This window comes from Pedobacter psychrophilus (assembly GCF_001652725.1).
GTDB lineage: Bacteria > Bacteroidota > Bacteroidia > Sphingobacteriales > Sphingobacteriaceae > Pseudopedobacter > Pseudopedobacter psychrophilus.
Window position 1 is genome coordinate 88,559 of record NZ_LWHJ01000027.1, and the last position, 15,098, is coordinate 103,656.

The 15,098-nt window shown below is 32.0% G+C and carries 15 protein-coding genes; 4 read left to right on the forward strand and 11 right to left on the reverse strand.

Annotated features, from left to right (window positions below):
- Window positions 1-149: 149 nt before the first annotated feature.
- Window positions 150-467, reverse strand: a complete 318-nt coding sequence (locus A5893_RS08830) for a hypothetical protein (RefSeq protein ID WP_068822208.1) — start codon at window positions 465-467, stop codon at window positions 150-152.
- A 325-nt stretch (window positions 468-792) separates the two neighbouring features.
- On the opposite strand from A5893_RS08830, the gene metA reads away from it, so the two are divergent.
- Window positions 793-1,737: a homoserine O-acetyltransferase MetA gene (gene metA, locus A5893_RS08835; RefSeq protein WP_068822209.1), complete on the forward strand. Its 945-nt coding sequence runs from the start codon at window positions 793-795 to the stop codon at window positions 1,735-1,737.
- 43 nt (window positions 1,738-1,780) lie between these two features.
- Here metA and A5893_RS08840 read toward each other — a convergent pair whose 3' ends face one another.
- The 6 genes from A5893_RS08840 to ribD all read right to left on the reverse strand — a co-directional run bounded on the left by A5893_RS08840 (window position 1,781) and on the right by ribD (window position 8,040).
- Window positions 1,781-3,688 (reverse strand): OmpA family protein, encoded by a 1,908-nt coding sequence (locus A5893_RS08840; protein ID WP_068822210.1) that lies wholly within the window; start codon window positions 3,686-3,688, stop codon window positions 1,781-1,783.
- Window positions 3,689-3,721: 33 nt separating this feature from the next.
- On the reverse strand, window positions 3,722-4,303 hold the full coding sequence (locus A5893_RS08845) for a 7-carboxy-7-deazaguanine synthase QueE (protein WP_068822545.1): 582 nt from the start codon (window positions 4,301-4,303) through the stop codon (window positions 3,722-3,724).
- A gap of 375 nt (window positions 4,304-4,678) precedes the next feature.
- Window positions 4,679-5,539: a nucleoside phosphorylase gene (locus A5893_RS08850; protein WP_068822211.1), complete on the reverse strand. Its 861-nt coding sequence runs from the start codon at window positions 5,537-5,539 to the stop codon at window positions 4,679-4,681.
- Complete coding sequence (locus A5893_RS08855; RefSeq protein WP_068822212.1) at window positions 5,536-6,150, reverse strand: IMPACT family protein; 615 nt, start codon at window positions 6,148-6,150, stop codon at window positions 5,536-5,538. Before A5893_RS08855 ends, A5893_RS08850 begins: the two co-directional genes overlap by 4 nt.
- Window positions 6,140-6,997 (reverse strand): DMT family transporter, encoded by an 858-nt coding sequence (locus A5893_RS08860; RefSeq protein WP_068822213.1) that lies wholly within the window; start codon window positions 6,995-6,997, stop codon window positions 6,140-6,142. Before A5893_RS08860 ends, A5893_RS08855 begins: the two co-directional genes overlap by 11 nt.
- The gene (ribD, locus tag A5893_RS08865) at window positions 6,997-8,040 is read right to left on the reverse strand and encodes a bifunctional diaminohydroxyphosphoribosylaminopyrimidine deaminase/5-amino-6-(5-phosphoribosylamino)uracil reductase RibD (RefSeq protein WP_068822546.1); all 1,044 of its coding nucleotides are present in this window, start codon (window positions 8,038-8,040) and stop codon (window positions 6,997-6,999) included. Before ribD ends, A5893_RS08860 begins: the two co-directional genes overlap by 1 nt.
- 62 nt (window positions 8,041-8,102) lie before the next feature.
- Here ribD and A5893_RS08870 point away from each other — a divergent pair, with 62 nt between their 5' ends.
- On the forward strand, window positions 8,103-10,022 hold the full coding sequence (locus tag A5893_RS08870; RefSeq protein WP_068822214.1) for a tetratricopeptide repeat-containing sensor histidine kinase: 1,920 nt from the start codon (window positions 8,103-8,105) through the stop codon (window positions 10,020-10,022).
- Window positions 10,023-10,029: 7 nt separating this feature from the next.
- On the forward strand, window positions 10,030-10,866 hold the full coding sequence (gene prmC, locus A5893_RS08875) for a peptide chain release factor N(5)-glutamine methyltransferase (protein ID WP_094336717.1): 837 nt from the start codon (window positions 10,030-10,032) through the stop codon (window positions 10,864-10,866).
- Between the two features lie 116 nt (window positions 10,867-10,982).
- On the opposite strand, the gene xerD is transcribed toward prmC, so the two are convergent.
- Complete coding sequence (gene xerD, locus A5893_RS08880; RefSeq protein ID WP_068822216.1) at window positions 10,983-11,882, reverse strand: site-specific tyrosine recombinase XerD; 900 nt, start codon at window positions 11,880-11,882, stop codon at window positions 10,983-10,985.
- A gap of 8 nt (window positions 11,883-11,890) precedes the next feature.
- A complete protein-coding gene (locus A5893_RS08885) occupies window positions 11,891-12,688 on the reverse strand; it encodes a Fic family protein (RefSeq protein WP_068822217.1) in 798 nt (265 codons plus the stop codon).
- 83 nt (window positions 12,689-12,771) lie between these two features.
- Here A5893_RS08885 and aroQ point away from each other — a divergent pair, with 83 nt between their 5' ends.
- On the forward strand, window positions 12,772-13,188 hold the full coding sequence (gene aroQ / locus A5893_RS08890) for a type II 3-dehydroquinate dehydratase (protein ID WP_068822218.1): 417 nt from the start codon (window positions 12,772-12,774) through the stop codon (window positions 13,186-13,188).
- Between the two features lie 10 nt (window positions 13,189-13,198).
- On the opposite strand, the gene A5893_RS08895 is transcribed toward aroQ, so the two are convergent.
- The gene (locus A5893_RS08895; RefSeq protein ID WP_068822219.1) at window positions 13,199-14,221 is read right to left on the reverse strand and encodes a glycosyltransferase family 2 protein; all 1,023 of its coding nucleotides are present in this window, start codon (window positions 14,219-14,221) and stop codon (window positions 13,199-13,201) included.
- Window positions 14,214-15,098, reverse strand: coding sequence for a lysophospholipid acyltransferase family protein (locus A5893_RS08900; protein ID WP_068822547.1), 885 nt, complete (start codon window positions 15,096-15,098; stop codon window positions 14,214-14,216). Before A5893_RS08900 ends, A5893_RS08895 begins: the two co-directional genes overlap by 8 nt.

A 15,098-nucleotide genomic window follows, 5' to 3' on the forward strand; every position in this document is an offset into this window, starting at 1 on the left:
TGTTTTAAACACATATAGAGTTGGCTAACCACCTACAACCACCGCCAGCGGGGGACACTTAAAATGAGTTTAAAAAATTATTCAATTAGAAAACCATTTATAAGAAGTGAAGATTTTGTATTTAAACCTAATTAAAGCTATATTAAAAACTAGGTAGTTTCCTCGGTTGCCTTGATTGTGCTATTTAAAGCAGATGATAGCACATCTCTATATTTAATGAAATTATCCTGTCTGTCTGCTTCTTCGCTTTGTTTTAAAGCTTGTTTAGCCAATTTTACTTGTTCTAATTCGTTTTGATAGAGTGGGGTAAAAGCTTCGGGATTTTTGTTTTTTAAAATCCTGACAGAATGAGAATATTGCTCGAATATATCTGTAATGATAGCCAGGCTTTTATCATCATAAATTAACAATCCATTAATTTTTGAGGTTAATTTTTCAAATTTTCCTCTTTCTTTTGCGTAACCCATATTGCGGCAAATATATCATTTTTAGCTTTTAGTTTAAGATAGAAATTGGAAGGTGATTTTTGAGATTTGTTATGCCTATGATTAACCTACAATTTTGAAACGATGATTTTAGTTTTATGATGGATTTGCGTTAACGATTGTAGTGGATACCGGCCTGGTGATTAAGGCCTGCAGCCGTATGAACGGAAAGCGTGTTAAAACGCCCAAAAATAATGTTTCTATGCTACTGCCATTGTTAATGATATATTACTTAATGGAGATGCTGCTTCTAATTTATTCTTTATATTTTTGCGGAAATAAGAAATCCGAGTAACCAAATATTGATATGCCAGTAAAAATTCCAGATAATCTCCCTGCTATAGAACTTTTAAAAGAAGAGAATATCTTTGTGATGAGCGAATTAAGGGCTGATATTCAGGATATTCGCCCAATGAGGGTGTTGATTTTAAATTTGATGCCTATTAAAATTACTACCGAAACTGATTTTGTACGGTTGCTATCTAACAACCCATTACAGGTGGAGGTAGAATTTTTAAGATTGGATTCGCATACTTCTAAAAACACTTCTGAAGAGCATTTAGAGCAATTTTATAAGGGTTTTAGTGCCGTAAAGAATAACTATTATGATGGGATGATTATTACGGGTGCGCCGGTAGAATTATTGAAATTTGAAGAGGTTAATTATTGGGAGGAGGCTATCCAAATTTTTGACTGGGCAAGAACTCATGTTACTTCTACTTTATACATCTGCTGGGCCTCGCAAGCTGCACTTTATCATTTTTATCACATCCAAAAAACCGAATTAGCTGAAAAGCTTTCCGGCGTTTTTAAACATACCGCTACAGAAAAAGGTTATCCATTGTTTAGGGGTTTTGATGATGAATTTTTTATTCCTCATAGCAGATATACCACGATATTAAAATCAGAGATTGAAAGTAAAAAAGACGTAACTATTTTATCTGAATCTGAGGATGCAGGGATTGCCATTGCTTCATCAAGAGGTGGTCGTGAGTTTTATTTGACTGGACATTCTGAATATGCTCCGCTAACTTTACACACCGAATATGTAAGGGATGTGGAGAAAGGGATTGATGTTGCTATTCCGCAAAATTATTATAGGGGTGATGATCCTGAAAATGCGCCACTGGTTTGCTGGACCGGTCATGCGAATCTGTTGTTTAATAATTGGTTAAATTATTTCGTTTATCAGGAAACTCCGTTTGATTTGAAGGATGTAGAGAAGTTGGGCGAGTTGAAGAATAATAATTAGGTTATTCCTGACTTTTTCTCAATATTATTCGGATTGCTAATTGTTAATCACCAACCTTAGTAATCAAAAACTCAGTTCTTCTATTATTAGCCCTACCTTCTTCTGTGCTATTGGTAGACATTGGGTTGGTTTTTCCGTAGCCTTTAAAACTTAATCTGTTAGCGGCGATTTTATTGTTAACCAAATAGTTGAAAACTGCTTTTGCCCTGTTTTTAGAAAGCTCAAGATTATAGGCATCATCGCCAACATTATCTGTGTAACCACTAAGCTCAATACTTACTTTAGGATTTTCTATTAAGAAATCAATCATTTTCTCCAATTCAGTTTTAGATTCGGGCTTCAGATCAAATTTATTGGTATCAAAGAAGATATTTTTTAATACTACTTTTTTACCTACGGCAATTTTTTGCAAGGGCACTTCTAGTAAAATAGGTTTACCAACAGTATTTTTCTTAATCGAGAAATTTTCTGAATAAAATAAATAGCCATCTCTAGCTACATTTATGCTGTATTCTTTATTACCTGGCAGGGTGGCCAAAAAAGTACCGTCAATCACATCAGACATAGATGCATAAATGGATTCAGATTTTTTTAGATCAATAATTTCTATGGTTGCACTTAATTTTTGCTTAGTTTCTGCGTCAAATACAATTCCCTTTACATAATTAACAGCTTCTGGTCGCAAGTTTTGAGGTAAATCAAAAGAATAAATGTCAAAACCTCCGAAGCCATTAAAATTGTTAGAGGAGAAAAAAGCTTTTGTTCCGGAAGCATTAATGGTCAAACCATTTTCTTCCCCATAAGTATTGATAGGATATCCCAAATTAAGAGGCTTTCCCCAATTTCCGGAGGTGTCTAAACGGCTAATGAAAATATCTTTATTTCCTAAACCTGGCCATCCATTAGAAGAGAAATATAAAGTTTTGTTATCAGGATGAATAAATGGAGACTGTTCATCAAAAGGAGTATTAATAGTTGAACCTAAATTATCTGGCACTCCCCATTTTCCATCAGCTTGTAAAACGCTTTTCCAAATGTCATAACTTCCTAAACCGCCTCTTCTATCGCTCACAAAATAAAGTGTATGTCCATCTGCTGATAAAGAAGGTTGAGATTCCCATCCTTTGGTATTAATGGGGAAACCCAAGTTTAAAGGCTTGCTCCAATTGGTACCTTCTTTTTGTGAAATGTAAATATCGCAACGGCCAAATCCATCAGGCCGATTACAGCCTGTAAAGAACAAGTATTGCCCATCTGGAGAAATGCATTGAGCTCCCTCATTATAATTTGGCGTATTGATGTTATCACTTAGATATTTGGCAGTTGTGTAGCCGGTATCAGTTTTAAAACTTCTATAAAAATCCTCGTTACGGTTAATCTGACGGGTAAAAATCAAGGTGCTTTCATCGGCTGTTAAAGCAGCAAAATATTCTTCTTCTTTGGTATTTACGCCAGGTCCTAAATTTTCGGGCTTAAAATTTACTGGATTTTTTATCGCCTTTAAGGCAAAAACACAATCTTCTATGTATTTATCTGCTAGAGCCATTTTATCTGAGGCTGGATGCGCTTTATCTTTAAAAAGCTGATAATTTTGTTTTGCTTCCTGATAATCGCCAGTTTTTAATTGGCTCTCTGCATAATAAAAATAACGATCTGGAGCAAAATTAGGATTAATGGCAAACGCATTTTTATAGGCTGCTTTTGCGTTTAAATTATCAAAGGTTACCCGGTAAACATCTGCCAATAATAAGTAGGCTTCAATAAATTTTTCGTCCTGTTTTATGGCTATTTTAAGTTCGTCTTCAGCCTCCTTAAAATTGTTTAAATCTAATTGATAACGGGCTTTCTCATAACTTTTTATAGCCGACCTGTTATTGCTTGAATATTGGGTTTGCGAGAAACCCAATTGGCAAGCCAACATCATTAGGAATAAAAAGCAAATAGGTTTCATTTAAGCGGTTATAAAAGCTAAAACTATAAATATTTACGGAATATTTAAGAATTTATGCGTCTGTAACGAAATTTCCCATTTGGGATTGTTCATTACGTAATTAATAATTAAAGGAGTCATCTCTGCAGATTTTGACCATTCTGGTTGCAGATAAAGTTTACAAGTTGGTGAAACCATTGCTGCGTGTTCCTCTGCCCATATAAAATCACTTTTGTTAAATACAATTACTTTTAATTCGTTGGCAAAAGGGGCAATATCTTTACGTGGAGCTTTAAATTTTTTTGGGGAAAGACAAATCCAATCCCAATTACCAGAAAGCGGATAAGCACCAGAAGTTTCAATAAATGTGACTATTCCTTTTGCCTTTAATTGTTGGGTTAAATTATTTAAATTGTAAATTAAAGGTTCGCCTCCGGTAACTACAACTGCTTTACCAGGATATTGGATCGCATTTTCTACAATTTTATCTGTTGAGGTAAGAGGATGTAAATTGGCATCCCAACTTTCTTTTACATCGCACCAATGGCAACCTACGTCACAACCTCCTAAACGAATAAAATAAGCGGCCTTTCCAGAGTTAAATCCTTCACCTTGAATGGTGTAGAATTCTTCCATTAAAGGTAGTAGTGAGCCGTCTTCTGGAATAATATTTTGTGTTTTCAAGCGGGCAAAGATAAGGCTATTTTGATTAATGAGGATTTTTTATTCAATTATGATTTTAGTATGAATAGCGATATTGAATTATTCTTATTGAATGAAATTTTCAACCTCGGTCTGTGTCCTCACAGATCGAAACTAAAATTGGTCTGTGAAGACACAGACCATGGAAAAAATATTAATACTTTAACCTCGGTCTGTGTCCTCACAGACCGAAACTAAAAAGTTTGTGAAATCACATACCATGGGAAAGACGGCAACTTTGCTAATTAGATGTCTCCTGTAGTCGATATGACGGGACAAGAAAAAAACCTTAATTTAAAGATGTAAAACTTATACCCTCTCTAAAACTTTAACAATCATGTTTTCAACTATTTTTTCGGGATTTGTAGCAAATTGCAATTTGATGCGTTGCGCCAAAATAGCGTTTACAGATAAAGCATGGTGGCCAAGCGCATTTGCTAAGGCATAAATACCGGCTGTTTCCATTTCTAGATTGGTAATGCGTTGGTTTTTTAATTGAAAAGAACCTAGTTTTTCAATCAAATTTGGTTGAGAAATTTTTGCCCTTACTTGTCTGCCTTGTGGTGCGTAAAATCCTGGAGCAGTTGCTGTAATTCCTTGAGGCATATCAAAAGCTATTTGTTTCAATAACATTTCTGAACCTGAGGTTAAATAAGGTTGTGAATTTAGTTTGGGTAAATGTTGGGTAATGGTTTGGAGGAGAAATTTATCTTCTATACTTATATCTTTTTCATAATAAGACATTAAAGCATCCAAACCTAATCCATGAGTTGATGCTAAAATTGTACCTACTTCAATGTCTTCTCTTATACTTCCAGAAGTTCCTACTCTAATAATATTTAAACTTTTAAGGTTTTCATTAACAGTTCTTGTTTCAAAATTGATATTTACTAAGGCATCCAATTCGTTTAAAACAATGTCGATATTATCCGTTCCAATCCCTGTAGAAATAACGGTGATTCTTTTATTTCCTAAATAGCCGGTTTGAGTTTTAAACTCACGTTTGCCTTTTTTAAGTTCTATGCTATCAAAATGTTTGGTCACTTCTTCCACACGGTCAGGATCGCCAACCGTGATGATGGTATCAGCTACATCTTCCGGTAAAATATTTAGGTGGTAAATGCTACCATCTGCATTGATGATTAAATCTGCTTCTGAAATGCTTTTCATATCGTATAAAGATAAGTGGATTTTAAGGCTTCAATTTTTTCTAATTTATCAATTATTTTATTCAATCCTGATTGGTTAATTGCAATTTTCATATCACAATTTAAATCAAAATTCTGGTCAATTATTTCCAGATGATCATCTTTCACCAATTTCATCACGTCGTTCATTTGTAGGTAATCAAAAGATAACTGGTAAATATCCTGAACAGTTTTTTCGATAATGATTGCTTGTGTAATTGCATCTTCAGTTGCTTTTTTATATGCATTTATTAATCCGGGAACACCTAATAAAGTCCCGCCAAAATACCTCACAACTATTACTAAAATATTGGTTAAATCAGTTGATAATAAAATATTTAAGATTGGTCGTCCTGCAGTACCAGAAGGTTCACCATCATCATTAATCCTAAAAACGTTTCTATCAGGCGTAAGGCGATAGGCAAAACAAAAATGCCTGGCTTTAGAATGTTCGGTTTTTAGATGAGCGATTATGTTTTTTAAATCTTGCTCTTGTACAAATGGATACGCAAAGGCTAAAAACTTGCTTGCTTTATCTTTAAATATACCTTCTGAAGGTTTTGAGATGGTTTTATAAACATCGTTAAATAACATTTGATAAGTTTAAAATGATAATTGCTATTAACGCTAAACACAAACCAAAGCTATTTAGCTTAGTCAGTTTTTCTTTAAAAAGCAAAATTCCCACTAAAGAACCCATCACAATTACACCGATATCCAAAGAAGAAAAAACGACTGATGGTTGATTACTTTCTATTTGTAAGGCTTTGATGTAGAAATAAATACTTCCAAAATTAAATATTCCCAAAACAATTCCGGCTAATGCCGCTTTGACCTGAAATTTTAGATTCCCTTTAAAATATTGAACCAATAAACTCAAAAATCCTAAAATTGTAGCTATGACAAAAATGTAAACCAATGATGCGGTAAAGGTTAGGGTTTCTAATTTTGTAAGGAAGTTAACAAGTATATCAAGAATCCCGGTTCCTAAAAAAACAATTAGAGGATACCAGTTGATGATATTTTTAAAATCAAATTTTCCATATGGTTTAGAGAAATAAATGGCTACTAATCCTAATGTTAAACCTACTAACTTTATAATTGTAGGCGTTTCTGAAAATATCAAAAAAGCGGATAAAACTGGAATGATGAGCGATAATCGCTGAGCAATTGCAGTTAACACAATGCCAGAAGTGGCAATGCTTTTACCTATAAAATAAAAAATAGAAATTAATAGAACAGCGATAATAATAAACAAGCCCCATTCAGTAGGATTTGGTGCTATTGATAAATCAGGTTTAAAAACTAAGTAGCAGAATATTGCGGCAGTAGGATAGTTAAAAACAATGGCCTGGAAGGCATTGGTGTCATATCTTTTAAAAAGCTTAAAATTGATGCTCACAATTACACTACAAATAATAGCAATCAGGACGTAAATCATTATAATGGTTTTAGAACGGTTAATAAATCCTCACCAATTTTATCCTGACTTATCAATTCTCCTTTTAAATTAGGTGATTTTTTTCCTTCGCCCCAAATTTTTGTAGCCGTAAAAATTCTTGCTTCATCCCATAGATCGGCATCTATAAAAGACTGTAATGTTTTAGTTCCTCCCTCGATAATTACAGATTGTATATCCTGTAAATAAAGCTGGAAAAGAATATATTGAGGTAGAAAATTTTTAAAATCCTCGATAGAAATATAAAGGGTTTTATCTTTTATATCAGTTAAAACATCATTAAAAACAAAAGTTTTAGTGGTGTTATCAAATAGGTGAAGGGTTTTTGGTAAAGTTAATTTTTGATCTATTACTGCCCTAATTGGGTTTCTACCTGCAACTAATCTGACGTTTAATTGAGGATTATCTGTTAATGCTGTGTTTTTACCTACTAAAACACAATCTTCCTGAGATCGCCATAGATGTACTAATCTTTTTGCTTCTGACCCTGATATCCATTGTTGATTACCAAGAGTTGGAGCAAAATATCCGTCTCGTGTTTGCGCCCATTTTAATATTACATAGGGTCTTTGCTTTAAAACTTTAGTGAAAAAACGCTTGTTTAAATCTAAACATTCTGTTTCTAAAACACCAGTTATCACATTTATTCCGGCCGCCCTTAATTTGGCTATCCCTTTACCATTTACACTTTCGAAAGGATCTAAACAGCCAACTACAACATTTGGGATTTGATGTTTAATAATTAAATCTGCACAAGGTGGGGTTTTTCCGAAATGCGAGCAAGGCTCTAACGTTACGTAAATTGTAGCTTCTTTTAAAAGCTCGGCAGCATTTTTGTAATTCTCAAGAACTTGATTAATAGCATTTACCTCAGCGTGTGGTCCACCATATTTTTGATGGTAGCCTTCACCAATAATTTTATCTTTTACTATGATTATAGCACCAACCATTGGATTAGGACTTACATGCCCCAAACCTAGTTTTGCTAAATATATGGCTCTTTTAAAAACCGATTCATTAGTTATCACGTACCAAAGGTACTAATTACACACTACTGGTTTAATAAAACCTATTGCTCAAATATAAAATGCTAAAACTTTTACTTTCAATTGTATTTGGGTCTTTGTTTTTTGGATCAAGGGACTATTCTAATTTTCAGAAGGGAGAAAATAATAGAGATTCTATCAGTATTGTTTTTGATAAACTACAGCAAAAGAAACCAAGCAAACTGGTAATTGATGAAATTAATGACCTAGCAAGCAATGTTTTAGAAAAGGATTATATCCAGTCTTTAACTTTTTCTAAAATATCATTGGGGCTTGCAGAGCATTTGCATTATGAAAAAGGGCAGGCAGAAGCCTTAAATAATATTGGTGCATCTTTTAATGCTGCAGAGAACTACACCATTGCTTTAGCACAAATAGACAAAGCATTAACCTTATCAAAAAATATTAATGACGGATTTTTATTGGCTAAAATTAATAACACTAAAGGTTTATTGCTTTTGAATTTAGGTTATTATAACGAATCTCTAATTATCTTTAACCAGTCTTTACAAAACCTAAAAAAAATCGACCAACACCATCCATATATTGGCGCTGTGCTTCACAATATTGGTTTTCTCTACTTAAAGAAAGAAGAAAATTTAAAGTCGATAAAATATTTTAATGAATCTATTGCTAATCAATCTAAAAATAAAAATTGGTTGGCTAAAAATTATTTTGAAAGGGCGGTAGCGTATAAAAATTTAAGTAATTATACTCAGGCAAGGGCTGATGCCAGGATGTCTATAAAAATATCAGAACAAATTAGCGATTTTGTACAGGTGGTAAATAATCTTAATTTATTAGGTAACATTTATTTAAATTTTGATGATTCTAAAACTGCAGCACAGCTTTTAAACAAAGGATTGCAGCTATCTACTCTGCATAATTTAAGTCAAGAAAAACTGACTGTTTACAAGTCTTTATCACGCTTGGCAGAAAATAGTAAAAACTATAAAAGCGCTTTTTTAATTGAGAAAAGCTATAATCAACTTTACGATAGTTTGTATAATAAAGACAGATACAGACAGCTTGATGAGTTTAGGGTTTATTACGGTGCACAGCAAAAGCAGACCGAAAATATTGCCTTAAAAAAGTCAAACTTGAAAAAGGAAATTAAAATTCAGAATATAAATTATTTTCTTTTAGGCTTTATCATATTATTGATTTTAACTGTTTACTTACTTTGGATGATTTTTGAGAGGGGTAAAAGGATGGATAAAACCAATAACATTTTAACCCTGCAAAATGAAGAAATTAACAGGCAAAAAAAGGAACTAGAAGAGCTTAACCAATGGAAAAGTAAGTTTTTTTCTATCGTTTCTCATGATTTAAGAAGTCCAATTTTATCTTTAAAAGGTATGTTGGAGCTTTATCATAGCAATTTATTAAATGATGAGGAGCTCAATTTATTTATGAATGAGTTGGATAAAAATTTTAGGAATACTGCTAATTTGATGGACAATTTGTTGATGTGGGCAAAATCTCAGATGCAGGGACAAAAATTAAATAAGAAAGAAATCGATCTTTATCAAATTACAAAGGATAACATTGAAGTTTTACATCAAAAGATTGATGAGAAGAAATTAAAGTTTAGTAATCTTATTCACCTTCGTTTTGCTTACGCAGATGAGGAATCAATTTCTATTGTAGTTAGAAACCTAATTGCCAACGCCATCAAGTTTTCTAAACATGGAGATGAAATTGTTATCAATTCTGATAAAAAAGATAATAAACTAATTTTTTGCATTAAAGATAATGGTGTAGGAATGACTTCTGAACAGGTCACGAAGGTATTAAGTCGTGTTTTTTATACTACCAGCGGCACCAAAGAGGAAAAGGGTACAGGATTAGGAATATTATTATGTGACGAGTTTGTACGTAAAAACGGTGGTGAGTTTTGGATAGAAAGTGAATTAGGGAATGGAAGTTCTTTTTACTTTAGCTTACCTTTGAAAAAATAATATTCCATTGTTAGCAGATAAAACACTATTTAAATCCGTTTTAAATCATATTTATACAACAGATGAAGCTGAAATATTGTATAAAATGTTAATGGAGGATTTTGGCATCCACAATACAAATATAGATGTTGATTTAAATGAAGATCAATATCAAATTTACCAGCAGCAGCTTAGTAAATTACAGCAAGAAATCCCTATTCAGTATGTTTTGGCTAAAGCTGATTTTTACAGATTGAAATTTAAAGTTAGTCCAGCTGTTTTAATTCCAAGACCTGAAACGGAAGAATTGGTACATTTAATTATTAACGACTTTAAAAATAAAGGAGTTGTTGAAATTATTGATATTGGTACAGGAAGCGGTTGCATCCCAATTGCTTTGAAAAAGAATTTATCGCAAGCTAAATTAACAGGCATTGATATCAGCCAAAAGGCTTTAGGGATTGCAAAAGAAAATGCTTTGCTAAATAGGGTAGAAGTAGATTTTTTATGTGATGATGCCTTAAATATTAAAACCTCAAATTATCCTAAATTTGATGTGATTGTAAGTAATCCGCCGTATATCGATGTTAAAGAAAAGGAGGAAATGCAAAATCAGGTGATACAACACGAACCTCACTTGGCTTTATTTGTGGAAGATGAAAACCCTTTAATTTTTTATGATAAAATTACAGATTTTGCTTTGAGCAACTTAAAAAATAATGGAGTTTTATATTTTGAGATTAATCAGAATCTAAGCTTGGAGACCAAAAATCTTATAGAATCTAAAGGTTTTAAAGCTGAAATTATTAAAGATTTAAATGAAAATGATAGGATTATTAAGGCTATATTTTCCTCTGAATCTTGATTTTCTTGATTTAAGGATTTTCTTGATGGTAATTCGTTAAAGAAAAATCTTAATTGATTCTTAATATTATCCATTAAGATTAATGAAGATTCGTGAAATTAGTGGCAAATAAAATATCAATTTCTCGGATGAAACTCTTTTATCGTCTGCTTTAAAAAATCCCTGTCTAAATGCGTATAAATCTCTGTTGTTGTAATACTTTCATGACCTAACATTTCTTGTATTGCTCTTAAGTCTGCTCCGCCTTCAATTAAATGAGTAGCAAAAGAATGCCTAAATGTATGGGGACTGATGTTTTTTTGTAAACCAATTTTTAACGCTAAATCTTTAATAATCATAAAAACCATAATCCTACTCAGCTTATTTCCTCTTCGGTTTAAAAACATAAAATCCTCTTGTCCTTTTTTTATTTCCTGATGATTCCTTACCGTTTCTCTGTAAATGGCAATGTGTTTCATGGCAGTCTCGCCGATAGGCACCAACCTTTCTTTATTTCCTTTTCCAGTTATTTTTACAAATTCTACATCAGGATAATAGTTGGATATTTTTAGCTCTATTAACTCTGTAACACGTAAACCGCTACTATATAAAAGCTCAAGCATTGCTTTATTTCTGATGTTTTCTGGTTTGCTTAAATCCAAGGCGCCAATTAAATTTTCTATTTCTTCGATAGTTAAAACATCTGGTAATTTTCTTCTGGTTTTTGGAGCTTCAATTAGTTCTGATGGATCTTTAGTGATTAAATCCTCCATTATTAAAAATTTATAGAAAGATTTAATTCCGCTAATTAATCTGGCTTGGCTTGTTGCTAACATCCCAAGTTCGTTAACCCAATTTATAAGATCTTTTAAATCCTGAGTATTAATTTTTAAAGGTTCAATTTTTTTGTCTTGATAGCTTAAAAACTGCTCAATTTTTTCAATATCCCTTAAATAAGCTTCAATGGAGTTTTTTGAAAGCGAACGCTCTAATTTTAGGTAATTCTTAAACGCTTTTCTTGCTGATTGCCAATCCACTTTTTGTTTTAAAAATTTGAGTTAATTTTATTTATAGCGTTAGGAAGCATTAATAAAAATGACAATGATTGCTCAAAATCTAGCTCTTCATAATCTAAACCTAACTTTCTAATGTTTTGATAATATGTTTGATGAAGATCATAATAATTCTTTTCCGATTGTACATACCAGGCTTTTTCACCTAGTTTTTGGGCTATAAACCATTTTTCAATTAATCTAGCCATCCTTCCATTTCCATCGTTAAATGGATGTATTTTCACAAAAACCAGATGAATCATAGCAGCATAATATAAAACTTCACCAAAGGTTAACTCTTGAACCAGCAGAATTTTTAAATCAGAATAAAACTTTCTCATTTCCTCTTTTACTTTTTCTGGGGCTGTAGCAACATATTCAATTTTACCATCTTTAGTAACTACAAACATATTATTGGTTCTAAATTTACCTTGTTGAGTTTTTTTTAAGATATGTTTGGTAATTAGGCTATGAGTTAAATTAAGGTTTTTTTCGTTGATTATATTTTTCATAGCAAAAATATAAGCTTCATATAAATCATCTATCTTCTGGGTGTAATCTGGCAGATATTCATTTCCAAACCTTTTATATTTTATAAAAGAATCTAAATCGATATTTTCTCCTTCAATTTTAGAGGAAAACACTGCAGAAACAGAAGTGTAAAAGCTAAAAATTTCAATACTTAAATCACTATCTTCTAATTGGTTAAATTTTTCAAAAACATGTGGATTTAATTTAGAAGTGTATTCATTTAATAAATTAATTGGTATTATTTTAAATTCTTTGTTCATTACAAGATATTTCTATACTCTAAGTTTCTAACCGATTGCCAATCCACTTTTTGTTTTAAAAATTTAATGATAAGTTTGAGTGCATGAAGATACAAATTATCAACGGACCAAATTTAAACCTTTTAGGTAAACGTGAGCCAGGAATTTACGGAAATGAAGGATTTGAAAGTTTTTTTGAAACCTTAAAAACGAAATTTCCAGAAGTTGAATTATTTTATTTTCAAAGTAATGTAGAAGGAGAGATTATCAATAAATTACATGAAGTTGGTTTTTCTTTTGATGGCGTTGTGATAAATGCTGGAGCTTACACGCACACTTCAGTTGCCATAGGCGATGCAATTGCTGCAATTAAAACCCCTGTTGTAGAAGTGCACATTTCAAATGTTTACGCCCGGGAAGAGTTTCGTCACCTGAGCATGATGGCTAAAAACTGTAAAGGAATAGTAACTGGTTTTGGGATGATGAGTTATGAATTAGCTTTACAAAGTTTTATGCTGTAATATTGAAGGATTAATCATTTCTTAGATCCTTGAATTTTTTATTTCCTAGTAAAAAATAATCAATAACAATACTTCTCTTATATCTGCCAACCAAATTTGGGGTTTTAGAAACATCTCGATTGTATTTAACCGAATTGTTATAAAAAGCCTTAATTACATCTCTGTGTGCTTTAGAAACAGCTGCTGCATTTCTAAATTTACCATCTGCCATAAATTTAATAATGGCTAAAAAGTCTAAACAAAACCTATAAGGAATTAAAAAATTTGCCCTTAAAGGTTTGATGTTTTTCTTAATGAGGTAATGATTATTTCTAAAATTGAGATAGGTTTTAAATGGGCTTTCAGCATTTAAAGTACCGCCCCCAACATGGTAAACTGTTGATTGTCCACAATACATTACTTTATATCCTAAGTTTTTAACTCTCCAACAAAGGTCAATTTCTTCCATGTGAGCAAAAAAGCGTTCATCTAATCCGTTAACTCTTTTCCAGATGGATGATTTGATAAATAAAGCGCAACCAGCAGCCCAAAAAATCTCTTTATTATCATCGTACTGACCATTATCTTCCTCCACAAAATCAAAAATACGACCTCTACAAAAAGGATAAGCCCATTTGTCTATAAAACATCCAGCCGCTCCTGCATATTCAAATTGATTTTTGTTTATTAAGGATTTGATTTTTGGTTGAGCAATGGCAACATTTTCATCGCTTTCCATTAAATCTATTACCGGTTTTATCCAGCCATTCGTAACTTCAACATCAGAATTTAAAAGAATATAATAATCAGCTTCTACCTGGGCTAAAACTTTATTATAACCTTCGGCGAAACCAAAATTTCTTTCATTTCTAATCACTTTAACCAAAGGGAAATTTGCTTTTAAAAAATTGCATGATTCATCCGTAGAATCATTATCGCCAACAATTATTTGCAGATTGGGATACGGACAATTAAAAACAGAAGGCAAAAATTTCTCTAAGTAATTTTGACCGTTCCAGTTTAAAATAACAATGGCAACTTTTGGACTATTCATTATTTAAATTAGGTTTATGTTTCCACCTTCTGTGAGACCATAACCAAAATGCAGGTTCGGCATTAATTCTATTTTCTAATAATTCAACATGCTTTTTGGTGATTTCTAACTCCACAGTTTCAGATGGGTTTTCACAAACAATTTTATAATCACAAGAATAATAACCTCTTTTTACCCGCCTCATATCACAAAAAACAACAGGATAATTAGTTGATTTAGCAATTTTTTCTAATCCTGTAAAAACAGGAGTCAACTGATTTAAAAACATGATATTATCTTGAGCATCGCCATGTGCAGGCGTTTGATCTGATGCGAAAACTGTAGCTGTTAATTCTTTTTTTCGTTTAATTATCTCTCTTAAAGCTAGTTTCATTCTAATCATTTCTGTTCCGCTTTTTTCTCTGGCTTTTTTAAAAACCTCATTAAAAACATCATTATTTAAAGGTTTATAAATGATCAGTGGTTTTGCTTTTATCATTAGAGGAGTAACTATGGTATTCCATTCCCAATTGCCGTAATGGCCAACAGCAATTAAATAACTTCGGCCTTCTTGTTCATATTTAGCAACTATTTCTTCATTAGTTACAGTGTATCTTTTCTTTAAAAAAGTGGCCGATACCGAAAGCATTTTGATGGTTTCTACCAGTAAATCAGCAAAATAATTGAAAAAAGTTTTCTCTATCTGATGTAATTCTTCAATTGATTTATTAGGAAAAGAATTTCTCAAATTTTCTTGAACAACTTTTCTTCTATATTTCAAAACATGATATAATAGGAAGAAAATTAAATCAGCAAAAAGATACAATACAGGTAAAGGAATTAAAGAAAAGACGTATAAAAAAAATGCACCTACTTTAGAAAGCCCTTTATTTATCAT